The sequence below is a fragment of the Pseudomonas sp. LBUM1640 genome (assembly GCF_059716225.1).
The window spans coordinates 3,955,075-3,978,096 of sequence record NZ_CP166816.1 but is presented as its reverse complement, the minus strand read 5'-3'; the positions used below and the strand labels follow the sequence as shown (position 1 = coordinate 3,978,096).

Annotated in this window: 22 protein-coding genes; 13 read left to right on the top strand and 9 right to left on the bottom strand. The window is 57.7% G+C overall.

Features of this window, described 5'->3' with window-relative positions; genetic code table 11:
- Positions 1-12 precede the first annotated feature (12 nt).
- The 10 genes from iolG (at position 13) to ACA065_RS17645 (ending at position 10,100) form a co-directional block, all read left to right on the top strand.
- Positions 13-1,023, top strand: coding sequence for a bifunctional inositol 2-dehydrogenase/D-chiro-inositol 1-dehydrogenase (gene iolG / locus ACA065_RS17690; protein WP_497690805.1), 1,011 nt, complete (start codon positions 13-15; stop codon positions 1,021-1,023).
- Positions 1,024-1,168: 145 nt separating this feature from the next.
- Positions 1,169-2,029, top strand: coding sequence for a sugar phosphate isomerase/epimerase family protein (locus tag ACA065_RS17685; protein ID WP_497690804.1), 861 nt, complete (start codon positions 1,169-1,171; stop codon positions 2,027-2,029).
- A gap of 127 nt (positions 2,030-2,156) precedes the next feature.
- Positions 2,157-3,185 (top strand): Gfo/Idh/MocA family protein, encoded by a 1,029-nt coding sequence (locus ACA065_RS17680; RefSeq protein WP_497690803.1) that lies wholly within the window; start codon positions 2,157-2,159, stop codon positions 3,183-3,185.
- 128 nt (positions 3,186-3,313) lie between these two features.
- Positions 3,314-3,496, top strand: coding sequence for a hypothetical protein (locus ACA065_RS17675; RefSeq protein WP_497690802.1), 183 nt, complete (start codon positions 3,314-3,316; stop codon positions 3,494-3,496).
- A gap of 48 nt (positions 3,497-3,544) precedes the next feature.
- The gene (locus ACA065_RS17670; protein WP_497690801.1) at positions 3,545-4,480 is read left to right on the top strand and encodes a sugar ABC transporter substrate-binding protein; all 936 of its coding nucleotides are present in this window, start codon (positions 3,545-3,547) and stop codon (positions 4,478-4,480) included.
- Between the two features lie 63 nt (positions 4,481-4,543).
- Entirely contained in the window at positions 4,544-6,097 is a 1,554-nt protein-coding gene (locus ACA065_RS17665) for a sugar ABC transporter ATP-binding protein (RefSeq protein WP_497690800.1), read from the top strand.
- A 58-nt stretch (positions 6,098-6,155) separates the two neighbouring features.
- Positions 6,156-7,178, top strand: coding sequence for an ABC transporter permease (locus tag ACA065_RS17660; protein WP_026013640.1), 1,023 nt, complete (start codon positions 6,156-6,158; stop codon positions 7,176-7,178).
- A 422-nt stretch (positions 7,179-7,600) separates the two neighbouring features.
- Positions 7,601-8,005: a TraR/DksA family transcriptional regulator gene (locus ACA065_RS17655; RefSeq protein ID WP_497690799.1), complete on the top strand. Its 405-nt coding sequence runs from the start codon at positions 7,601-7,603 to the stop codon at positions 8,003-8,005.
- Positions 8,006-8,098: 93 nt separating this feature from the next.
- Positions 8,099-9,781: a methyl-accepting chemotaxis protein gene (locus tag ACA065_RS17650; protein WP_497690798.1), complete on the top strand. Its 1,683-nt coding sequence runs from the start codon at positions 8,099-8,101 to the stop codon at positions 9,779-9,781.
- 115 nt (positions 9,782-9,896) lie between these two features.
- On the top strand, positions 9,897-10,100 hold the full coding sequence (locus ACA065_RS17645; RefSeq protein WP_177018203.1) for a hypothetical protein: 204 nt from the start codon (positions 9,897-9,899) through the stop codon (positions 10,098-10,100).
- A 1-nt stretch (position 10,101) separates the two neighbouring features.
- On the opposite strand, the gene ACA065_RS17640 is transcribed toward ACA065_RS17645, so the two are convergent.
- On the bottom strand, positions 10,102-10,338 hold the full coding sequence (locus ACA065_RS17640) for a DUF2789 domain-containing protein (RefSeq protein WP_497690797.1): 237 nt from the start codon (positions 10,336-10,338) through the stop codon (positions 10,102-10,104).
- Positions 10,339-10,410: 72 nt separating this feature from the next.
- Positions 10,411-10,641, bottom strand: coding sequence for a hypothetical protein (locus ACA065_RS17635; RefSeq protein WP_497695373.1), 231 nt, complete (start codon positions 10,639-10,641; stop codon positions 10,411-10,413).
- 792 nt (positions 10,642-11,433) lie between these two features.
- Between ACA065_RS17635 and ACA065_RS17630 the strand changes: the two genes are divergently transcribed.
- Entirely contained in the window at positions 11,434-11,883 is a 450-nt protein-coding gene (locus tag ACA065_RS17630) for a hypothetical protein (RefSeq protein WP_497695372.1), read from the top strand.
- A 132-nt stretch (positions 11,884-12,015) separates the two neighbouring features.
- The gene (locus ACA065_RS17625; protein WP_497690796.1) at positions 12,016-13,032 is read left to right on the top strand and encodes an ABC transporter substrate-binding protein; all 1,017 of its coding nucleotides are present in this window, start codon (positions 12,016-12,018) and stop codon (positions 13,030-13,032) included.
- 142 nt (positions 13,033-13,174) lie between these two features.
- On the opposite strand, the gene ACA065_RS17620 is transcribed toward ACA065_RS17625, so the two are convergent.
- Together ACA065_RS17620 and ACA065_RS17615 are read right to left on the bottom strand one after the other, a co-directional pair.
- Complete coding sequence (locus tag ACA065_RS17620) at positions 13,175-15,301, bottom strand: TonB-dependent receptor (RefSeq protein ID WP_497690795.1); 2,127 nt, start codon at positions 15,299-15,301, stop codon at positions 13,175-13,177.
- Between the two features lie 94 nt (positions 15,302-15,395).
- Positions 15,396-15,785 carry a DUF2946 domain-containing protein gene (locus ACA065_RS17615; RefSeq protein ID WP_497690794.1) on the bottom strand — a complete coding sequence of 130 codons (390 nt, stop codon included), beginning with the start codon at positions 15,783-15,785 and terminating at the stop codon, positions 15,396-15,398.
- A gap of 93 nt (positions 15,786-15,878) precedes the next feature.
- Here ACA065_RS17615 and ACA065_RS17610 point away from each other — a divergent pair, with 93 nt between their 5' ends.
- Positions 15,879-16,316, top strand: coding sequence for a DUF3995 domain-containing protein (locus ACA065_RS17610; RefSeq protein ID WP_497690793.1), 438 nt, complete (start codon positions 15,879-15,881; stop codon positions 16,314-16,316).
- Positions 16,317-16,333: 17 nt separating this feature from the next.
- Here ACA065_RS17610 and ACA065_RS17605 read toward each other — a convergent pair whose 3' ends face one another.
- The 5 genes from ACA065_RS17605 to ACA065_RS17585 all read right to left on the bottom strand — a co-directional run bounded on the left by ACA065_RS17605 (position 16,334) and on the right by ACA065_RS17585 (position 22,817).
- A complete protein-coding gene (locus tag ACA065_RS17605; protein ID WP_497690792.1) occupies positions 16,334-16,723 on the bottom strand; it encodes a hypothetical protein in 390 nt (129 codons plus the stop codon).
- A complete protein-coding gene (locus tag ACA065_RS17600; protein WP_497695371.1) occupies positions 16,720-16,827 on the bottom strand; it encodes a polymorphic toxin type 47 domain-containing protein in 108 nt (35 codons plus the stop codon). Before ACA065_RS17600 ends, ACA065_RS17605 begins: the two co-directional genes overlap by 4 nt.
- 12 nt (positions 16,828-16,839) lie before the next feature.
- Positions 16,840-17,136, bottom strand: coding sequence for a hypothetical protein (locus ACA065_RS17595; RefSeq protein WP_497690791.1), 297 nt, complete (start codon positions 17,134-17,136; stop codon positions 16,840-16,842).
- Positions 17,137-17,568: 432 nt separating this feature from the next.
- A complete protein-coding gene (locus tag ACA065_RS17590; RefSeq protein WP_497690790.1) occupies positions 17,569-18,204 on the bottom strand; it encodes a hypothetical protein in 636 nt (211 codons plus the stop codon).
- On the bottom strand, positions 18,204-22,817 hold the full coding sequence (locus tag ACA065_RS17585) for an RHS repeat-associated core domain-containing protein (RefSeq protein WP_497690789.1): 4,614 nt from the start codon (positions 22,815-22,817) through the stop codon (positions 18,204-18,206). The genes ACA065_RS17590 and ACA065_RS17585 overlap by 1 nt, the downstream gene beginning before the upstream one ends.
- Positions 22,818-23,022: the final 205 nt, after the last annotated feature.

Sequence of the window (23,022 nt, the reverse complement as noted above, 5' to 3'; positions counted from 1 at the left end):
AGGAGTGTTTGTATGTCTTTGAAGTTGGGTGTTATCGGTACTGGCGCCATCGGCCGTGACCATATTCGTCGTTGCAGCCAGACCTTGCTCAACAGCCAGGTGGTGGCCGTGACCGACATCAACCTTGAGCAAGCCGCCAAGGTCGTGGCTGATTTGAAGCTGACCGCCGAGGTGTACCCGGACGGCCACGCGTTGATCAACTCGCCGCAGGTCGAGGCCATTTTGGTGACCTCCTGGGGCCCGAGCCACGAGGAATTCGTGCTCGCCGCCATCGCCGCCGGCAAACCGGTGTTCTGCGAAAAGCCCCTGGCCGTGACCGCAGAAGGCTGCCGCAAGATCGTCGACGCCGAAGTCGCCTTCGGCAAACGCTTGGTGCAAGTGGGCTTCATGCGCCCGTATGACGAAGGCTATCGCGCGCTTAAAGCGGTGATCGACAGCGGCCAGATCGGCGAGCCATTGATGCTGCACTGCGCGCACCGCAACCCGACGGTGGGCGAGAACTATAAGACCGACATGGCGATCACCGACACCTTGATCCATGAGCTGGATGTGTTGCGCTGGCTGCTCAACGACGACTACGTGTCGGTGCAAGTGGTGTTCCCGCGCAAGTCGAGCAAGGCGTTGGCCCACTTGCGCGACCCACAGATCGTGCTGCTGGAAACCGCCAAAGGCACGCGCATCGACGTGGAAGTGTTTGTGAACTGCCAGTACGGCTACGACATCCAGTGTGAAGTGGTGGGGGAGACCGGTATTGCCAAACTGCCGGAGCCTTCGCAAGTGCAACTGCGCAGTGGGGCGAAGCTGTCGAATGCGATTCTGATGGATTGGAAGGACCGCTTTATTGGCGCCTACGACGTCGAGTTGCAAGCCTTCATCGACAGCGTGCGCGCCGGGCACGTCGGCGGGCCGTCGGCGTGGGATGGGTTTGCGGCGGCAGTGGCGGCGGATGCGTGCATTGAAGCGCAGGGCAGTGAGCAGATCGTCAAGGTCGGCTTGCCGCCCCGCCCGCATTTTTACGGCTAAGCCCAAATCTACACTTGAAATGCATTAAATGTGGGAGCGGGCTTGCTCGCGAATGCGGTGTATCAGTAAGCGAATCAGGTGACTGACCCACCGCATTCGCGAGCAAGCCCGCTCCCACATAAAGCAAATCCGGGAGCACCTGAACATGCGCATCGCCTTAGACCCCTACATGTACCGCTATTTACCCCTTGGCCAGATGGTCGACAAGGTCGCCGAGCTCGGCTACCAGCACATCGAACTGTCACCCCGCGAAGACTTCCTGCCGTTCTATAAAGCCGCCCGCGTGGACCGGGCGCGCATCAAGGAATTTCGCAAGGCCTTGAGCGACGCTGGCGTGCAACTCTCATCCTTGCTGCCGATGTACCACTGGGCCGCCGCCGATGAAGGCCTGCGCGTAGCCGCCGTGCGCAACTGGAAACGCGCGATCCAAATCGCCGTGGAAATGGACTGCGAGCTGGTCAACACAGAGTTCACCGGCCAGTCCGACAACCCGCTGGTCTGCGAAAACCAGTTCATGCGCTCCATGGACGAACTGATCCCGGTGTTCGAGCGCGAAGGCCTCAAGCTGGATATCCAGGCGCACCCGTATGACTTCTGTGAGCGTAACAACGAGTCGGTGGACATCATTCGCGGCCTGGACCGCGACTGGATCAACTACCTCTACGCCGCGCCGCACACCTTCTTTTATGACGATGGCCAAGGCGATATCGCCTCGATGCTCAAGTACGCGGGTTCCAAGCTCAGCCACTTGATCATTGCCGACACCTACAACCATCGCGCGTCATCCAACCTGCGTTACATCGTCAACCCGCCGGGCGTCACCGCCACCGTGCATCAGCACCTGGATATCGGCCAGGGCGAAGTCAACTGGGAGGCGTTTTTCGGCACTTTGCGCGAAATCAAGTTCGACGGCATCGCCACGGTCTCGGTGTTCGCCTGGGAAGATCGGCCGGATGAGTCCAACCGGATGATGCTGGAGCGGGTCACCCGCGAATTGTGCCAATAAGCAATCGATCGTTCCCACGCTCCGCGTGGGAACGCCTCACTGGACGCTCTGCGTCCGCGCTTGTGACGCAGAGCGTCACGGGTTGCATTCCCACGCAGAGCGTGGGAACGATCAAGGAGTTCACACCATGCGAATTGGACTAGTTGGCTACGGGCACGGCGGCCGTTTTTTTCACGCGCCGTTAATTGCAACGCTGCCCGGCGCAACCTTTGTCGGTGTGGTGACGCGTTCACCGGAGCGCCGCCAGCAATTGGCAAGCGACCACCCAGGCCTCAAGGCCTACGACACCATCGGCCAGATCGTCGAAGCCGGTGTCGACGCCCTGGTCATTTCCACCACCCTCAAAGGCCGCCCGGCGCTGGTACTGGAAGCCATTGAACACGGCGTCGCGGTGGTCAGCGACAAACCCTTCGCCAGCAATGCCGAACAGGCCCAGGCGCTGATCACTGCCGCCGAACGCCAGGGCGTGAAGCTCAGCGTCTACCAGAACCGGCGTTGGGACTCGGATTTCCTGACCCTGCGCAAACTGATCGACGCCGGTGCCCTGGGCCAGGTCACCCGGTTTGAATCGCGTGTTGAGCGTTTCAGCCCGCAAGCGGTGGGCAATGCCAGCGGCGGCGGCTGGCTGCGCGACCTCGGCAGCCATCTGGTGGACCAGGCGATGCAACTGTTCGGCCCGGTGGACCGGGTGTTCGCGCAATTACAGTTCAGCCCGGAACACCCGACCCTCGACCACGGTTTTTTCGTCTCGCTGACCCACGCCAACGGCGTGGTTTCCCACTTGTGGGGCAGTGCGCTGCAAAACAGCCAGGCCCCGCGTTTTCGCGTCAGTGGCACGCTGGGGTGTTACACCGTGGAAGGGTTGGACGGCCAGGAAGACGCGCTGATGGCCGGCAAGTCGCCGAAAACCGAGGGCGAGCACTGGGGCGCTGAAGAACATCGACGCTGGGGCTGGTTTGAACAAGGCGCGGAACGTGAACGGGTGCCATCGGAAAAAGGCTGCTGGACGCAGTTCTACCACCAGTTGCAACGTGCCGTGCAAGGGCAGGGGCCGCTGCCCGTAAACGCCTATGACGCGCTGGAAACCACCCGTATATTGGACGCCGCACGCCTTAGCAACGAGCGCCAGCAGGTGGTTTCAATAAAAATAGAATGAAATTCTAAAAATGGTTGATATGGAAATTATTTTCCAATAGAGTCTTTTCCAGGTTGCAAAAAGTACGTCTCGGGCTCGACCTGGGCGACTCAACAAAAACAAGATCAAAAACAACCAGGTACCGTCAGATGAAAATCTTCAACGCTGTACTGCGAGTTTTACGCCCTGCCCAGCAAGCGCCACGCGATCTGCCCCGCGCCCGGCCGTTTTATTTCTCCTTCCTTAATGTGCTGTGCGTCGAAAACAAAGGCGCCCTGGTGTGCTGCATCCCGGGGGCACCGATCGTTCGACTGCCGACAACCTCGCTCTGAAAAACGCAACGTCCACAAAACCAACAAGAAATTGGAGACAGACCGTTCATGAAGACCCCGATCCGTTTTACCACGCTGGCCTTGTCCATGTTGCTTGCCAGCGGTTTTGCCACGGCTGCCGATATCAAGGTGGGCGTGAGCATGTCCGCTTTCGATGACACCTTCCTGACCTACCTGCGCGAAGACATGGACAAGCAAGCCAAGTCCTATCCCAAAGGCGACGGCGTACAGCTGCAGTTTGAAGACGCCCGCGCCGACGTGGTCAAGCAACTGAGCCAGGTCGAGAACTTTATCAGCCAGAAAGTCGACGCGATTATCGTCAACCCGGTGGATACCGCCTCCACCAAGAACATCATCAGTGCGGCGACCAAGGCGGGCATCCCGCTGGTGTTCGTCAACCGCCGTCCGGACCAGAAGGATCTGCCCAAGGATGTCGTGGCCGTGACCTCCGACGACGTCGAGGCCGGCCGCCTGCAAATGCAATACATCGCCGAAAAGCTCGGCGGCAAAGGCAAAATCGTGATCCTGTTGGGCGACCTGGCGAACAACTCCACCACCAACCGCACCAAAGGCGTGAAAGAGGTCCTGACCAAATACCCCGGCATCACCATCGAACAAGAACAGACCGGCATCTGGTTGCGTGACAAGGGCATGACGCTGGTCAACGACTGGCTGACGCAAGGCCGTGAATTTAACGCGGTGCTGGCCAACAACGACGAAATGGCCATCGGCGCATCCATGGCCCTGAAGTCGGCAGGCACCAAGCCCGGCAGTGTATTGATCGCAGGGGTTGATGGTACGCCGGACGGTTTGAACGCGATTACCAAGGGCGACATGGCCGCGTCGGCGTTCCAGGACGCCAAAGGCCAGGCAGTCGGCTCAGTGGAAGCGGCGCGCAAGATGGCCAAGCACGAACCGGTCGAGCAGAACGTGATTATTCCGTTCAAGCTGATCACCCCGGACAACGTCAAAGACTTCAAGTAGCCCTTCATAACAACAATAAGCGAGCAGGGCGGCCACGGTCGCCCTGCTGATGGAGTACCCGATATGCTTGCTCAAGCGGTTGTCTCGCAGCCTCCCGGTATCCAGCCCCTGGCGCCGGAAGAACCCTACCTGCTGGAAATCCTCAACATCAGCAAAGGCTTTCCGGGCGTCGTGGCCCTGGCCGATGTGCAACTGCGCGTACGCCCAGGTTCGGTGTTGGCGCTGATGGGCGAGAACGGTGCGGGCAAGTCGACGCTGATGAAGATTATCGCCGGCATCTACCAGCCCGACGCCGGGGAAATTCGCCTGCGTGGCAAGCCGATTGTGTTTGAAACGCCGCTGGCGGCGCAGAAGGCGGGGATCGCGATGATCCACCAGGAACTCAACCTGATGCCGCACATGAGCATCGCCGAGAACATCTGGATTGGCCGCGAGCAGCTCAACAGCCTGCACATGGTCAACCACCGCGAAATGCACCGCTGTACGGCTGAGTTGCTGGCCCGCTTGCGCATCAACCTGGACCCTGAAGAGCACGTCGGCAACCTGAGCATTGCCGAGCGGCAGATGGTTGAGATTGCCAAAGCGGTGTCCTATGACTCCGACATCCTGATCATGGATGAACCGACGTCGGCCATTACCGAAAAGGAAGTGGCCCACCTGTTTTCGATCATTGCCGACCTCAAGTCCCAAGGCAAAGGCATCGTCTACATCACCCACAAAATGAACGAAGTGTTCGCCATCGCCGATGAAGTGGCGGTGTTCCGCGACGGCCACTATATCGGCCTGCAGCGCGCCGACAGCATGAACAGCGACAGCCTGATCTCGATGATGGTCGGGCGTGAACTGAGCCAGCTGTTCCCGGTGCGCGAGACGCCCATCGGCGAGCTGCTGCTGTCGGTGCGCGACCTGCGCCTGGACGGCGTGTTCAAGGGCGTGTCGTTCGACCTGCACGCCGGTGAGATCCTCGGCATCGCCGGGTTGATGGGCTCGGGCCGCACCAATGTGGCCGAAACGATATTCGGCATCACCCCAAGCAGCGGCGGGCAGATCACCCTCGACGGCAAACCGGTACGCATCACCGACCCGCACATGGCCATCGAGAAAGGCTTCGCGCTGTTGACCGAGGACCGCAAGCTCAGCGGCCTGTTCCCGTGCCTGTCGGTGCTGGAAAACATGGAAATGGCCGTGCTGCCACATTACTCGGGCAACGGTTTTATCCAGCAAAAGGCGTTGCGCGCGTTGTGTGAAGAGATGTGCAAGAAGTTGCGGGTGAAAACCCCGTCGCTGGAGCAGTGCATCGATACCTTGTCCGGCGGTAACCAGCAAAAGGCTTTGCTGGCGCGCTGGCTGATGACCAACCCACGGCTGCTGATTCTCGATGAGCCGACCCGTGGCATCGACGTCGGCGCCAAGGCCGAGATTTATCGCTTGATCTCTTTCCTCGCCAGCGAAGGCATGGCGGTGATCATGATTTCCTCCGAGCTGCCTGAAGTGCTGGGCATGAGCGACCGGGTGATGGTGATGCACGAGGGCGACCTGATGGGCACCCTCGACCGTAGCGAGGCGACCCAGGAAAAAGTCATGCAGTTGGCTTCCGGTATGACCGTAGTCCACTGACGAACAGCAGCGTAGGCCTGCGGTTGGCCTGTGCCACAGAATAAGAAGGTGATTGGCTATGAACGCAATAACAGACAACAAGCCTGCCACGGCACCGGTCAAGCACCGCAGGCGCTTGCCCACCGAGCTGAGCATCTTCCTGGTGCTGATCGGCATCGGCCTGGTGTTTGAACTGTTTGGCTGGATCGTGCGCGACCAAAGCTTCCTGATGAACTCCCAACGGCTGGTGCTGATGATCCTGCAGGTGTCGATCATTGGCCTGCTGGCGATTGGTGTGACCCAGGTAATCATTACCACCGGTATCGACCTGTCCTCGGGCTCTGTGCTGGCGTTATCGGCGATGATCGCTGCCAGTCTTGCGCAAACGTCCGACTTTTCCCGTGCAGTATTTCCCAGCCTGACTGACTTGCCGGTGTGGATCCCGGTGGCGATGGGCTTGGGCGTCGGGCTGTTGGCGGGGGCGATCAACGGCAGCATTATTGCCGTCACCGGTATCCCGCCGTTTATCGCGACCCTGGGCATGATGGTCTCGGCCCGTGGCCTGGCGCGTTACTACACCGAAGGCCAACCGGTGAGCATGCTCTCGGATTCCTACACCGCCATCGGCCATGGCGCGATGCCGGTGATCATCTTTCTGGTGGTGGCGGTGATCTTTCATATCGCCCTGCGCTACACCAAGTACGGCAAGTACACCTACGCCATCGGCGGCAATATGCAGGCGGCGCGCACGTCGGGTATCAACGTCAAGCGCCATTTGATCATCGTTTACAGCATCGCCGGGCTGCTGGCAGGCTTGGCCGGTGTGGTGGCCTCGGCACGGGCCGCGACCGGCCAGGCCGGCATGGGCATGTCCTATGAACTGGATGCGATTGCGGCGGCGGTTATCGGCGGCACCAGCCTGGCCGGTGGGGTGGGGCGTATTACCGGCACGGTGATCGGCGCGTTGATCCTTGGGGTAATGGCCAGCGGGTTTACCTTTGTGGGGGTGGATGCGTATATCCAAGACATCATCAAGGGGCTGATCATCGTGATCGCCGTGGTGATTGACCAGTATCGCAACAAGCGCAAACTCAAACGATAAATGAATCAAGGCTTGGCGCGGAACCCAATGTGGGAGCGGGCTTGCTCGCGAATGCGGTGTATCAGTGCCAGATGTATTGACTGACACTCAGCATTCGCGAGCAAGCCCGCTCCCACATTTGAACCTTCTCCAGCCAGTTTCAACCGTTTGTCTTCTATATAGCTCCACTGCACTGAATTTCTTGCTATAAACGCACTCCGATGACCATTCGCCAAGCCCGTCCTGGTGCCTTTGGGGGTTAATTGGGAAAAAATGCCTGTCATTTCAGTTGCTGAGCCCTCAAGTCGGCCTTAGACTGCCGCCCCTCGTAAATTGAGTGCCGGGTGGCGCTTGAAATGGACGGCGCCTTTGCGAGGCCTGCACAGGTCTGCCGGAACGCTCCCTTATTCGCCTTAATGCACGTATTTTTTATAGAGAAATCAATGACAAAGGAAAAGTTGCTGGCCATGCCGGCGGATGACTACATGAATGCCGAACAGCACGCTTTTTTTGAGCAGTTGCTGCAAGACATGAAAGTGGAACACCACGAGCGCATCGAACAGAACCGCATCGCCATTGAAAGCCTGGATACCCCGGCTGACCCGGCTGACGCTGCTTCCGTGGAAGAAGAGCGCACCTGGCTGGTCAATGCCATCGATCGCGACCAGCGTATGCTGCCGCAGCTTGAGCGTGCACTGGAACGTATCAAGGATGATTCCTTTGGCTGGTGCGACGACAGCGGTGAGCCTATCGGCCTCAAGCGCCTGCTGATCAGCCCGACCACCAAATACTGCATCGAAGCGCAAGAGCGCCACGAGCAGATCGACAAGCATCAGCGTCAAGCCTGATGAGTTGAAAGTGGGCGCCGTGCATGCGGCGCCCTGAAATACCGGTTACGCCCACGTCTATTGATCTGCTGCAAGCTCCCCCACTAAAGGCCGATGGATAATGGCCCGATAGTGGCGTTTAATGCAGCAACAATAACGACAAGCAGTGGGGTAACGACGATGGCTGGAGACGGATCTCTGATGGGCGCAGCAGTGCCACCGCAAACGGTGGTACGCGTGCTGCCCGGCTGGCTGACGCCGCTCCTGCAGAGCACCGCCCTGGTGTTGGTACTGCTGGGCCTGGCGTATGCCGGCTTGCCGATCTACCTGTGCCTGCCACTGGCTTTGCTGGTGATTTGGCTGCCTCGCTTTAAAACTCGAAAGCCTGTATTCACAGCGTCGGCCGAGTCCGATGCGATGGGTGAGCTGACCCGCGACCTCTCCTATACCACCAGTCATAACGCGCTTTCTGCGGCCGGCGTGGCCTATTCGGTCAAGCAACTGGCGGCGCGTTTGCAGTCGCAGTTGAGTGCGGCCAAGCAAATTGTCAGCAGCGCCGAAGTCATGATCGGCACCGAAAAGGTCACCTCGCAGCTCAGCCGCCAAGCCCTGGGCGCTGCCAGCCAGGCGCACCAACGCAGCACCGAAGGGCGCGAAGTGTTGGCCCAGTCGATCACCCGCATGCACCAGCTCAGCCAGCGCGCGAATGCCAGCCGCGAGTTGATCGAGGCCTTGAGCCAGCGCAGCGAAGAGATCCAGCGCGTGACCCTGGTGATTCAGTCCATCGCCAGCCAGACCAACCTGCTCGCATTAAACGCGGCCATTGAAGCGGCACGCGCCGGTGAGCATGGGCGCGGCTTTGCTGTGGTTGCCGACGAAGTACGCGGCCTGGCCGGGCGCACCGCCACGGCGACCGATGAGGTCGGCGTGATGGTCGCCGATATCCAACAACGCACGGCGCAGGTCGTGGAGCAGATTCGCCAGTTGTCGGCGGACTTGCACACCGGTGTCGAGCAAGTGGAACACGCCGGGGAGCAACTGGAGAGCATCGCCAGCCTGGCCGCGGATGTGGAAGGGCAGGTCAACGAAATCGCCCAGGGCACTGACACCAACCGCGCGCAACTCGACAGCCTGTTCCATGCCGTGGAGCAGATGCGCAGCGACCTGACCGTGAGCGACCAGCAAACCCGCCAACTGGCCGATGCCGCCGTGCAAATGGAAGGGCAGGCCGAAACCATCAGCGAGCGCTTGGCCGAAGTGGGGCTGGACGACTACCACCAGCGCATCTATGACCTGGCTCGCGAAGGCGCAAACCGCATTGCCGAGCAGTTCGAGGCCGATGTACGGCAAAGCCGTATCAGCCTCGAGGATTTGTTTGACCGCAGCTATACGCCGATCCCGAAAACCAGCCCGAGCAAATACCACACGCGTTTTGACGGTTACACCGATCAGGTATTGCCGGCGATCCAGGAAGCGCTGCTGCCGCGCCATGAAGGCCTGGTATTTGCCATTGCCTGCACACCTCAAGGCTATGTGCCGACACATAACAAGGCGTTTTCTCACGCCCTAACCGGTGATGCGCAGGTCGATGCGGTGCAGAACCGCACCAAGCGCAAGTTCGAAGACCGTACCGGCATTCGCTGCGGCAGCCATCAACAAGCGGTGCTGTTGCAGACCTACACCCGCGATACCGGTGAATTGATGCACGACTTGTCAGTGCCCATCATGGTCAATGGTCGGCATTGGGGCGGGTTGCGCCTGGGCTACAAACCGGAGGGAGCGAAGTCGACGCGTTAGGGATTGTTGCTGTTTATGCAAGGGAGCTATTCCGGGGATAGCTTTTTCCAACTGGAAGAAAACCGTAGCATGGCCAACATTGTTAGCCAGCTAACTAATGCTGCGGAGAAGCTCCATGCAAAACAAAGTCGATGTCGCCGTGATGATCGGCAGTGGCGTTCCCGAAACCCTGCGTGCGCTGGGTCAGAAGGCTTGCTGGGTGGTACTGCTCAATGGCGAGCAGCGCGGCACGGCGTTTGCCAGCCGCGATGAAGCGCAGGAGTGCAGGGCTGCCTGGCAGGCGCTGTTGCGCCTGGAACAGTCAGACAGCCTGCATTGAGTTACTGGGGTTGATGCAGGCGCTGGTTCAACTCATCCACAGGGATCGCCCATTCGGCATCATCGCGCAATTCTTCTTTAAGAAACGCCGCCTGTTGCGGCGTCCAGAAAGGTGCGTCGATCAGCTTCACGTCTTCGGGCAGCGGGTGCGCGCCGATGAATGCGTCGATGTCTGCGGGGCCTGAATCCAGGCCAAGTTGTTCAAACAGGGTTTCGAGAGTGGGGATTGGCGCGTCCATATTTCGTTCTCCATGCAAGGTGATGGTCTTGTGCATGTGAGGCGCAGGAGGCGGCAGAGTTCTATTGGATTATCAGGAATTGAGTGCGCCTGCATCGACGGCGGTTTTCAGGGCCTTGGCGGCATCCTTTGCCGCTATGGCTGCGGCGTCGACAGTTTTGAACCAACGATCTTTTTCCACCTGGTGCGTGGTAACGGTCGTCAGCGGAGGTTTGGCCCGCATGATGATCACCGCTTGAAACTCACCGTCTACTTCCCGCGCATCGCCATGGATGAAAAATTCGCCAATATCAAATTCCGTCACGTATAGCCTTCCCTTCAAGGTAACCGCACTGATGAAACCTGACCCGCAGGGGGCAAACTTCATGGACGGGTCAGTATGGCAGTTGTTGAGGGGCGGTGGCGCAGTAAAGTCATCCGGATGACGAAACGATCCCGCCGTGAACGGCGTGCAGGCTGGCTTCAAGTTTTTTCGCCAACTCGCAGGCCCGGGTGTGGTTGCTGCGAAAGCCTCTGATGCGGCCGCTGGTGACTTCCAGGATATGAAAGAAATCCCGCCCGGCAGGTACAACTTGGTAAAGAACGGAATTGGAGTACCCGTTGGGGGCAGGCAAGCAGTAGTATTGACGCTCGTCTTGACATGATGAACGAGTGCGGGAAGACACAGCGTCGTGTTGGCGTGGTTGCATGGTCAGCTCCTGTCGATCGATCTTGTTGATCCTCCAGCAGCGTTTCGGGTGGTTTTGACCCGTGTTGCTGTTTTAGTATTGTCGTCGGCAGCCAATGCCTGGTTCCATGCCAAGTATTTTGATATGTGTAGGTTGTCGGAAACTGCGTTTTTAATTGAGTTATTCTCTGAAGCTGTTCGGCCCGTGTTCTCGGGCTGTTGAACCTGTGATTTGCTGTAGTGCCTGATGACCTGCATAAGGTCCATCGTGCAGGGCTGTACTAGTCTTACGGTGCAGCAGCGAGTTCTCAGCAGTTTCTTTACGAATGTGTAATCGTGCCCCAGGGCCGTTTTTTTGTGCTGCCCGCTCCGGCGGTCAGCCGTATTTTTTGATGTGGGGGCGTTTCCTTGGCAGTCAGTAATCTGGATATGCACGCGTTATTCGTGCTGGGTGATTTGCGCGCAAAGTTGGTCAAACAGTTTCAATCTCGTTTCGTGTACATCACTGAGCAGACGCCGGAAGGCATCTACATCGCCGAAATCGACACCGAATCGGCGATGGTGGTGGATGACAAACCGCGCCTGGAACTCAAGGTGGGCGACCATTTTCGCGCGGCCGTGTTGCCGAGTCGCGAAGGTGGCAAGTTCGAGTTGAAGTTCCGTGACATCAAGTTGACGGTGTATGGCTTGGGCGACTACGCCTTTGTTTCCTCGGCCGAAGGCCAGGGCATCGTGTTCAAGGAAGGTCACAGCGTCATGCTGGTGTTTGCCGCTAACGAACAACTGCAGGAAGGCCTGACCAAAACCCTCAAGGCCGTGACCGGCAAGGCTGCCAAGTGGCGCAAGGGTGAACTGGTAACGTTCAAGGCCAGCGAGTAGTCGATAAACGTCGCGTCTATTCTTGGGCTCCCGGAACCTCTACTACAGTTGAGTTGACTTAACTATTCAGAGGCTGCGCGCATTGGCAGCAAAGCCGTCCGCTATTGCTGCGAAAACGCGAGGTGCAAAGGCATGAATCGATTGAGAACCCTATTGGCGGCGTCGCTGACGGCTTTGAGCCTGTCGGTGGCTTCAGTGCCGGTTTCGGCCGCCCAGGCGCCGGTGCATTTCGCCGACCTGAACTGGGAAAGTGGCAGCCTGATCACTGAAGTACTGCGCTTTATCGTCGAGAAGGGCTATGACCTGCCTACCGACACGTTGCCCGGCACCACCATCACCCTGGAAACCGCCTTGGCAAAAAATGATATCCAGGTGATTGGCGAGGAGTGGGCCGGCCGCAGCCCGGTTTGGATCAAGGCCGAGGCCGAAGGCAAAGTGGTCGGCCTGGGTGATACGGTCAAGGGGGCCACCGAAGGCTGGTGGGTGCCGGAATATGTGGTCAAGGGTGACCCTGCCAAAGGCCTCAAGCCGCTGGCGCCGGACCTCAAGAGCGTTAAGGACCTGGCGCGTTACAAGGACGTGTTCAAGGACCCCGAATCCCCAGGCAAGGGGCGCTTTCTCAACAGCCCCATCGGCTGGACCTCGGAAGTGGTCAACAAACAAAAGCTCAAAGCCTACGGCCTCGACGACAGTTACGTGAACTTTCGCAGCGGCTCGGGTGCGGCGTTGGATGCCGAGATCGCCTCGTCGATCCGTCGAGGCAAGCCGGTGTTGTTCTATTACTGGTCGCCGACGCCGTTGATGGGGCGTTACAAATTGATCCAGCTGGAAGAGCCCCCGTTTGACGCCGATGCCTGGAAGACACTCACCGACGCGGATAACCCCAACCCTAGGCCGACTCGGTCGTTGGCGTCCAAGTTGAGCATTGGTGTATCGACGCCGTTCCAGCAGGAACATCCACAGATCGCCGAGTTTTTCAGCAAGGTTCAGTTCCCTATCGAGCCGCTGAATAAAGCCTTGGCGACGATGAGTGAGAACCATACGGCGCCACGGGAAGTGGCCCTGGCGTTTCTCAAGGAGCACCCTGAGGTGTGGAAGGCATGGTTGACGGCGGATGTGGCGCAGAAGGTTGAGGCGAGTCTGAAGTAGCCTACGGTCTTCCTATTCAATGGAGATCTAAGTGTGGGAGCGGGCTTGCTCGCGAAAGCGGTGTGTCAGCCACTGGCTATATAGACTGAACCACCGCATTCGCGAGCAAGCCCGCTCCCACATTTTTGATTGTATTCCAGGGCTAGAACTTGGTTTGAATGGCCACCTCAAACGTGCGCGGCGCACCTAAATAGTACGCCGGCGACACATGGGCAAACTCCGCATACACCTCATTGGTCAGGTTGCGCACCCGACCGGTCACCGAGGTGTGCGAGTCGACCTTGTAGCGCAGGAACGTCCCGAACAGCGTGTAGGCCGGTACCGTCAGGGTGTTGGCATTGTCGGCATACACCTGTGCGACATACCGCGCATCCACACCGCCCTGCCAATCTTGCGTGAAGTCATAGGTCAGCCACAGGTTGCCTACGCGCTTGGGCACGTTGGTCGGCGTATTGCCCTTGCGCGAGACCACGGCGCCGCTGGCGATTTTCTCGTTGAAGTCGTCGTACTCAGCATCTACCCAGGCAAAGTTGCCTTCCGCCAGCAGCTTCGGCGTGATACGCAGTGAGCTGGCCAGCTCGATCCCCTTGGACGACTGCGCACCCACCGGAATGCTCTTGTTCGGGTCCTGCGGGTCGGTAACGGCGAAGTCCTTGCGCTCGATCTTGTAGGCCGCGACGGTGGCCGAACCGCGACCGTCCAGGTAATCGAACTTGCTGCCCACTTCCCACTGCTTGCCGGTCGACACGTCGAACACTTGGGTGGTGGTCGAAGGCTGCTCGGCCGCCGTGCTGTATTGCACATATACATTCGCTGAAGGGATGAACTGGTAGGTCAGGCCGACTCGCCCGGTTACCGGCTCCCAACTGCGCTGCAAGTGACGTGGGTTGGTGGCTGTCACGCTGGCGTGGTTGGTGACGTCCAGGTCGATTGCGTCGTAACGCAGGCCGGTGAGCAGCGAGAGTTTATCGGTAAGGCCCAGGCGGTTTTCCACGAACAAGGCCTTGGTGGTGACTTCGTTCGTCTTGTCCTTGATAAACCCGGGCTGGGTGCCGGGTATGTCATAGAAGTGCCCGGGGTCATAGTTGTTTGGGTTTACGGTGCTGTTGCCCGGTTTGTTCAGCGGGTAACTGGTGGTGCTGTTGACCTTGTATTCAAAGCCGCCGGACCACGTAGTCGACAGGCCGAAGAAGCTGTCGTCATGGCGCAGCTCGAACTGGTTGCCGTTCTGTTGGCCTTGATGGCGAACCTGGTAGGCAGTCGAGCGATTCACTGCGCTGTTGTCGGCGTTGTATTGGTAGGTCTCCAGGTTGCGGTAGTCGCGCTGGCTGCCCAAGTGATAGAGGGTGTTCTTCAGCGTGGTGCTGTCGTTGATCCGATAGTCGATGATCGAACGCGCCCAGATCGTGCGTTGTTCGTACCGGCCGTCGGCAACGTTGTAGTTGTTGAAGCGGTTGTGCCGATCGATTTTCAACTCGCCAGCCTTGGGGTTGAGCACCGGCGTGCCCCAATAGGGGCTGTCCTCATGTTCATCCTGATATTCCAGCGCCAGAATGTGGGACAGGTCAGGGGTAAGGTCGCTGAGCAGCGAAAACGCCACACTCCAGGCATCCCGTTGGTCGCGGTCGATGTAGCTGTGGTTGGTGTTGCGGCTCACATCCAGGCGTGCGTAGTGCTGAACCTCGGCGCCCGGTTCGGTCAGCGCGTGGTTGAGGCCGAAAGCCATGCCTGCGGTGTCGTAGCTGCCGTAAGTGAGCTGGCCCTCGGCGGCTTGTTCCTCGCGAGTTGCCAACTTCGTCACATAGTTCAGCGAGCCGCCCACGGAGCCCGCGCCATTGATCAAGGAGGAGGGGCCGCCGACCAGTTCGACCCGATCATAGATCCACGCATCCACCGGCCGCGCCAAGCCGGTGGCGACGTTGATGCCGTTGAACATCTGGGTGATCTGGCTGCTGGTGAACCCACGGTAGGACACAAACCCGCCAAACCCCGGCGGCGCACTGGCGTTGACGCCGGGCAAGGTGTTGGCCGCATCGCGGAAGGTCTTGGCGCCATGGCGCTCAATATCGTTGCGAGTGGCGATGGCCACCGACGCCGGGGTTTCCCGCACGCTCAGGCCCAGCCGTGACGCCATGCCGCTGGATTGGTCGAGGGCCAGGCCGGGCTCGGCGGTTTGTTCACCATCAATGGTGGTGGGGGCCAGCTCAAGCGCCCAGCCACAGATAGGCAGGCAGCCGAACAGGCCCGCCAACAAGGGTAAATGTTTCATGGTTGAATCCTGAAAAACTTGGCTTGAAAACAACGCACAGCCGCGACTATCCCCCATGGGAGCGGTGGCCGGTGCAGATCAGAAAGCGAAGGGATCAGGCGAAAGCGGGAGGCGCGCGAGGGTTGGCCGCAGGCCAGGTGAAACGGGCAGGGATGTCAGCGGCGAGCACCACCGCCGGCGGTGGCGCATGGGGTTGAGGCAACACCGCCACATTCAGGCTGGAACTCAGTGCCGGGCCCATACCACCGGTCGAACACAGCGGGCAGCCGAACGCCTTGGACAGCGTCGGCAGGCTCTCATCGGTGGAGTTGGTTTGCTTGGGCGCCTGGGTACGCGGGTCTACTGTACAGAACTGGCCGCCGATGCCATTGAGCTGCATCCCCACCATCTGCCCATGACCAATACTGCACGCGAACACATTGAACAGGACGCAGCAGTAAAGCATCCAGGCAATGAGCGAGCGGTCGGCACGGGCGATTTTCATGGGGCGGCACTTTACCATCAGCCGCCGACGAAATGCCTACAAAAAATCTCAGGGCGACTATCATCATTCGCACAATTTCAGGGAGCGCCCGCCATGAGTTTTGTCATCGCGCGATGGATCGTCGGGGTTTTTACCTGCATCAGCATGGTGCACTTGTACTGGGCCGCCGGCGGCAAACTCGGCAGCCTTGCCGCCATCCCCCAACTGCCCGGCGAATTCGCCCGCGGGCCCCGGCCAGCCTTCAAACCCTCGGCGCTGGGCACCTTCCTGGTCGCGATGGGGTTGGTGGCAATTGCGCTGCTCGTCTGCCTGCGGGCCGGGCTGTACTTCTCAGCGGTGTCCCATGGGGCGCTGCAGTGGGGGATCAGCGCGATAGCGGTGGTGATGTTTGCCAGGGCGATTGGGGATTCGGAGTTGGTGGGTTTTTTCAAGAAGGTCGGTGGGTCGAGGTTTGCACGGTTGGATACGTATTTTTATTCGCCGTTGTGTTTGGTGTTGGGGGTGGGGTTGTTGGTGGTGGCGTGGGGGTGAGTTCGGCTGTTTTGAGTTTAAGCCCAACTAACACAATCATGATCATCCATGTAGATTAGAAAAGAAAAGCTCACGTCCGTCACCCAGAATGGATATCCAGTTGTATCTGCTAAAATACGTTGAAGTTGTTGGGGTGAGCCGATTTCCCATGCTCTGTAGGACGTGTCAAGGACGATGAGGATCAACTGTTCACTTTGAATGCGCCCTGATACCTCTCGCCAAAAGTTTGGGTTATGTTCTGCGCGTTTGACCCGTAACTGAGTCGGGTCAAGACAGTTGGCACCTTCGCAGAAAAAAGCTTTGCCAAGAGACTCCATAAGCATATCCAGATCCTTGGGGCTGATTTTTTTATTTTGAATACCTAGCTTTTCTAAGCTTTCATTGATTTCTGTTTCTAGGTAACTCATTGAGTAACACCAATCCTGGAGCGGTTGACGGGGATCAGGTTTAGCAAAATATGGCCTCTTTTTGCTCCCCCTGCACCACGCTTTCCAGCAGTGCGGTCGCCGATATGAGGTGAGTGTTAAAAGAAGAAAAATAATCCTGTATTTTTGTTGATGGCTAATACATTTAATTGAATTAATTTGTTTAATGTTTTTGAGTTTTCAGGTCTTAAATGGGTTTTTAATATTTTTAATATTTCACCTAGTTCTTCAGGTGTGTTTATAAACTCATCCTCATACTCATCGATTATCTTTCCAGATGCATAATTTATGCTTTCTAAGGCGCCAGACTTTAAAAGTTGTTGATATTCTTCTTCCGTAAGCGTAGTGCTCTCAAGTAGCGAGGAGGGGCAGTCGTTTGTATCTAGTAACTTCATGGCTTCTGTCGTGAGTGGCACGCAAATGGTCTTCATTTTTTTTGAGGCCTTGTTGAAGTGGGTGGCTTCATTGTATTCGCTTTGGGTTCTACCCTTTTGCTTCCCAATCGGAGAGGTATTATTACTAGGGAACTCGCCCTCAAGGCTTTAATATCGTCTTGTACCCGGTAATGAGAGGTCGTAGACTTTGACGTCGCCTCCGTTGAGGTGATCTGCGAACTTAATACTCTTCGAGATGTTTCTTGACTATTTTTGTCTTCGTCTGTCGTAGTAACGATTGGATCAGTACCAGCAAATTATTCCACGCTTTCACTCAAGTAATGTTCCTCCAGCTTTAGAGTATTTATCCACTGTCTGTGCTCCCAGCTGATTCAGCTTCTCATCCGTCCGTTACCGGGTCGTTATGCATCCAAAACAGGTGTTCAGTTAATCTCATATCCTCTCAGTGCTGAAGCTGCCCGCTATCACTGCAAAGACAACTTCGCCGCTGCTGCTGTCCTTGAAGCAATAACTTTTACCTGGTTTGTCTGGAGCGATGCGTGCTACCTCTTGCGAAAGGTTAGAATCCTTTTCCTCGTGTATCTCACATTGAGAGGTGACCGCATTTATACCTTTAAAAGCGACCGGGTTATGAAAAGTGATCAGCAGTGATTGATCTTGTTGGTCCGTAAAAAAAACTAATAATTCATTTCTTTTGCAAGTGACTTGTTCAATGGTTCCCTTTGAGATAGTAATCTGTTCTGTGCCATGGTTTGTTCGATTCAAGGGTTGAATGGGTTCCCAGAATTTCAAATCGGAGAGATGTCTTTCCATATCATCCATGTCGTCATCACCGAGAGAGTCGTCAAAGTGCGTAGAAATGATCCTACGGACCTTTGCCAAGCGCTGTGTAACGGCGCAATCGTCGATGAAGTCAGTGGTTGCTTTTCGATACTCTTCTAGAGCACCAGGCTTTTCAGCATAATAACTACCCATTTTGTGTAGAGATATCAGTATGAACTCGATCTCTTTAAGGGCGTCTAGTGCTTCTTCTCCAGGAAGTACTATTTTTTCATTTTTCTCTAACATTACTTTCTCCTCGTGAATTTTGGGTTTTTTAATGTCAAGTTTCCTTTTACGGTTAGCTCTGTAGAATTATATCTAGGGTTTTTTATCCACTCCAAGCGTGATTCCTCTACATCCATTTCAATGTAATCTCGGCCTTTATTTTTTTTGATTTGGTATTTGTCCTGTGCTTCCGTTGGGTTTAGTACTTTGCTTTTTGCAGGTTCAAGATAAACTCTATTGTTGTCTTGAGCCAATATTGCTCCCTCTTTTTCAATGCCTTTTGAGCCTGCCCTGCTCGTGTAGTGTCGTACCCTTACGGTTTTTTCTTGCTTTGATGTGGTAACTGGTAACGTTGGCCCGCCATCGGCAGCTTTTGCGTTCCTTGTTGGACTCTCGGCGTTATGTTCGGGTTTACATACATTGGCGCCGGGACAGGTGTTTAAGCCTAGCGGGTCGACCCACCCTGTAGGATTAGGCACGTACTGGTACGCATTGATCCCACCCGCCAGCTTCACTGGATCCGGCGTCAGGTATCGACCAATATCTGGATTGTAGTAGCGATGGCGGTTGTAGTGCAGCCCGCTTTCCGGGTCGAAGTATTGGCCTTGGAAGCGCAGCGGGTTGTCGATTTTATTGATGTCGAGACGACTGATCTGACCGTAGGCGCGGTAGTGCGCGGACCATACGATTTCGCCGTCAGGCGCTGTGAGTTCCTGTGGTGTGCCGAGGTGGTCGAGTTGGTAGTGGAAGGGCTGGGTGTCTTTCGGTCCAAAGCCTTCCAGCAGCGCCAACGGCCGGAAACTGTCCGGTTCGTAGATGTAGCTGCGATGACGGTCTGCGTGATGCTCGGCAACAAGCTTATCGCCTTGCCAGAAAAACTCGGTGGTTATGCCGTCGACGGTTTTGCTGATGCGCCGACCAAACGGGTCATAGCGATAGCTGGCGGTTTGCCCGTTGGGCTGGGTGATGCCGATCAAGCGGTGCTGGCAGTCGTAGCGATATTCGGTGACGAGTTGGTGGCCTTTACCGCGCCGTTGGCGGGTCAGGTTGCCAAAGGCGTCATAGTCATAATGATGATCGCCCTGAATAACCAACCGATTCCCCGCCACGATGTCCGGGCCGGGGCGGTCCTGCATCAGAAGGTTACCGGCCGGGTCGTGGCCAAAGCGTTCCTGCTGGTCTTGCGAATGATCCGCGCGGGTCAGGCGGGCGAGGGGGTCGTAGTGGTAGTGGTGTTCGCCTTTGCGGGTGTCGAGCAGGCGGGTGAGGTTGCCGGTTTTGTCGTAGTCGTAGTGGCGGCGGTAGTGCTTGTGGTCCTCTTGGGTCACTGCGTGGGCGTGCAGGCGGTTTTGTTCGTCGTAGTGATAGTGGCTGAGCAGTTGGCCTTGCTGGCGTTGGCGTTCGCGGCCGGTTTTGAAGAGGTGGGAGGTGAGGGTTTTGCCATTTAGCTCGACGGTGGCGAGGTGGCCGCCTTTGTCGTGGTTGAAGGCGACGCGGTTGTTGTCTGGCAGGCGCAGGTTTTTCAGTTGGCCGCAGGCGTCGTAGCCGTAGCGCAGGGTGCCCCAGCCTTGGTGGTCGGCGGTGAGGCGGTTTTGGCTGTCGTACTCGTAGGCTAACGCCCAGTGGCCGTCGTCTACGCTGAGAAGGTTTCCCTGGCGGTCGTAGGCGTAATTAACGACTTCGCCGTCGGGCAGGGTTTTTCGTACGAGGCGGCCGGAAGGGTCTCGCTCGTAACGGGTGATTAGCTGACTGCCATCGTCGCCGTGTTCGGTTTTTTCCAGCAGGTTGCCGTTGAGGTCGTAGACGTAGGCCGTACGCTGGCCGTCAAAACCGGTTTCCTGCTGGATCAACCCGTTGGGGTGGTAGTCGAGTTGGTAGGTTTCACCGACTTCGTTTTCGATCTCGGTCAGGAGTAACCGAGTGTTGTCGTAGCGGTAGTTGACCTGGGTGCCGTCAGAATTAATGCGGCGGCTGATCAGGTGCAGGCCGTCGGCGTATTCGTAGCGGGTGACGTGGCCCAATTCGTCACGTTCAGAGGTGATTTTTCCGTACGGATTGTAGCTGAATTCGCGCGTGGCACCGCCTGGAAGTAGGACACGTATCAACCGCCCAACACTGTCCCACTGATACTGGGTCAGCGCGCGATGCTCATCCTCGCGCGCAACCTGTCGTCCAACATCGTCATAGCGATAACGCTTGATACCGCCATTCGGCAGCTGTTCCTCAACGAGCTGCCCACGCTCATTCCAGACCAGCCGATGACACCCGTTATCCGGATACCAAACCCCAATCAACTGCCCGTGCTTGTTGTAGGTGTAGTCCGTAACGTGGCCGTCAGGATCAGTCTTACGCGTAACGTCGCCTTGTTCATTACGCTCGTATTTCCAAACCGCCTCACCCCGCCGTACAACTCGTACGAATCCGTTGTCATGCTCGTAGGAAGTCGGCTCATCCTCCCCCGGAAACAACGCCACCAAACGCCCTGCGTCGTCGTACTGATACGCCGTCACCGCCCCCAGCGGGTCCTGCTCAACCGTCAGTCGGCCCTTGTCGTCATAGGATTTGAAGTGCTCAGCGCCGTCCGGATCAACCCGCTGCACCAGCCGCGCGCGCTGGTCATGGACATACACTTCCTGGCTGCCATCAGCGTTGTGAACCGTGACTCTGCCTCCGTCTTCCCACGCATACCGCGTGTCCATCTGCGAAAAACTGGCCCAGTGCCGAACACATCGCGCGGCCTTTCCAGACCGTTCCCACTCCCAAAAGAAACTCGCCCCACCGGCCAACTGCCGCTCAAGAATTACGTGCTGGTCGTCGTACCGATAAACCTCGCTTTCACCGACAGCGTTGGTCGCCGATACCAGTCGTCCCGCCTCGTCATAGGCGTAGGAAACGACGTTCTGTTCAGTTACCCACACATACGGCTCACGCCCTTTGGCGCGATGAACCTGATAGTCCACCGCCACAATGCGGCCCAGTTCGTAGCGCAAAAACAAACAACGGCCGACACCGTTATCCAGCCGCTCAATCCGCCCCAAACGATCACGAGAAATGCGCAACCGGTTGTCATACGCATCGCTGATTGCCGTCAGCACACCGTCGCGGAAATGGTAGAAACGCGACGCCTGCGCCAGCACCAACTCATCGGGCAGAGCACCCAAATAGATCGCCGCTTCGGCCAAACTATTGGTAATCGCCGGACGAGCAACAGTCGGCAAGGGCAGGGCAGTCGAGCGATTCTCATGATCCGTCCAAACCACTGAATCACCGTCCACCACCAACCGCTGCGCCAGCGCATGACTCCAACCAAACCCCAACCCGCAATCCACTTCGACCGCACTGGTGCGGTACAACCGCGTCCACTCAAACGGCAAAATCCCGTCCAGCGCACCGTCGGTAAGGGTCAGCAATTCCTCCCCGGTGACCATCGACACCGGGCAGCCATTGGTGGCGGTTTTATCCGCAGGCGCCGCCGCATCTCCCTGCGGGTTCTTCGCAGCAGCAGGCACATCATCCACATGCTCTTTGTGCTTGAGCACTGCGTTCTGCCGCGCCCGCCAGCGCATCTGCATCGTGCCTTGCTTCAGCCCACCGACCACTCCGCGAACCGCCACTGCCTTGTAGCGATCCACCGCTTGCATGAACTTGGTCAGAATCCCGAGCACGCTCCTGACAAAGCCAACAGCCGCATCAAGTATCTGTGCGCCATACTTGACCAACCGCAAGCTCAGGTACGCCACACCCGCCGCAGGCAGCGCGATCATCAACACCGCGCCAATCACCAGGTCGATCAACAGCGACACCACAAACCCCGCCGCCGCCTCGGCTATATCGCCGGGCGGCAGTGCGTCGAGCCACAGCATCGCCGTGCGCACCATCAGGTACAGCGCCGCCTCATCACTGGCCAGCAACATCGCCTTTTCCATGACCTGCGGCGCATCGGTGGCCAACTGCGCCAACTTGGCGGCCTCGCTGCCGAGTTGCTCGACGTACTTCAGCGGGTCTTCAAGAATCGCCTGCACCAGCTTGATGCTGTCCCACACGTCCCTGATCGCCGCCCAACTGCCCGCCAGCACGCCGCTGCCAATCGCGCTGGCGGTGGATTGCTGCCAGGACGGTTTGAAGCCGTTCCATTGTTCGCGAAGCCATTGCTCCAGGTCGGCTGTCAGCCCGGCGTAGGACGCAAACAAGGCGTCTACTTGCTGCGCAGAGACGCCGCCTTGTACGCGTACCTGATAGCGCCCGCCGGCCACGCACGTGTGTGAGCCTTTGCCATGCTCATCGAGCATGACAACGGTGGTACTGCCATCCTCCAGCCGAATCACCTCAACCGGAATGTTGCCGATCGGCACGTCGTACACCGACTCGAATTTGCTCTCGATCTTCAGCTCGCCCCCCGCCGGGCAGCGCGCAACCGTGGAAAAATCCGCATCGGAAATACTGAAAGATCGTTGCGACCCCCCAACCCGCAGCACCCGATCCATCCCCAACAACGACGGCATGTCCGCTGCATGGCTGACCGAGTCCAGCGCCCGCGCATACCAGGCGCCCATCTGCTGGCGATACTCCGCCAGGCTCTGATGGAAGCCATTCAGTTCATGTTCGATAAAGGCAATGTGGGCGGCGTTGGTCATCCGTGACGTCTCGGCAAAAGGGCAAGGCGTCGGAGCATGCCGCAGGAAAAAGCGCCTGGATGAGCGGCTGGAAAAATCAGAAATGGACGACTTTAAGCGGGCGAAAACCGCGAAGAACTAGCCCGAAGGCCTACACCGAAAAGCGATAAAGCTGATTGCGCAAAAAGCTCGTCAAATAAAAACCACTCTCATCCTTGCCCGATTT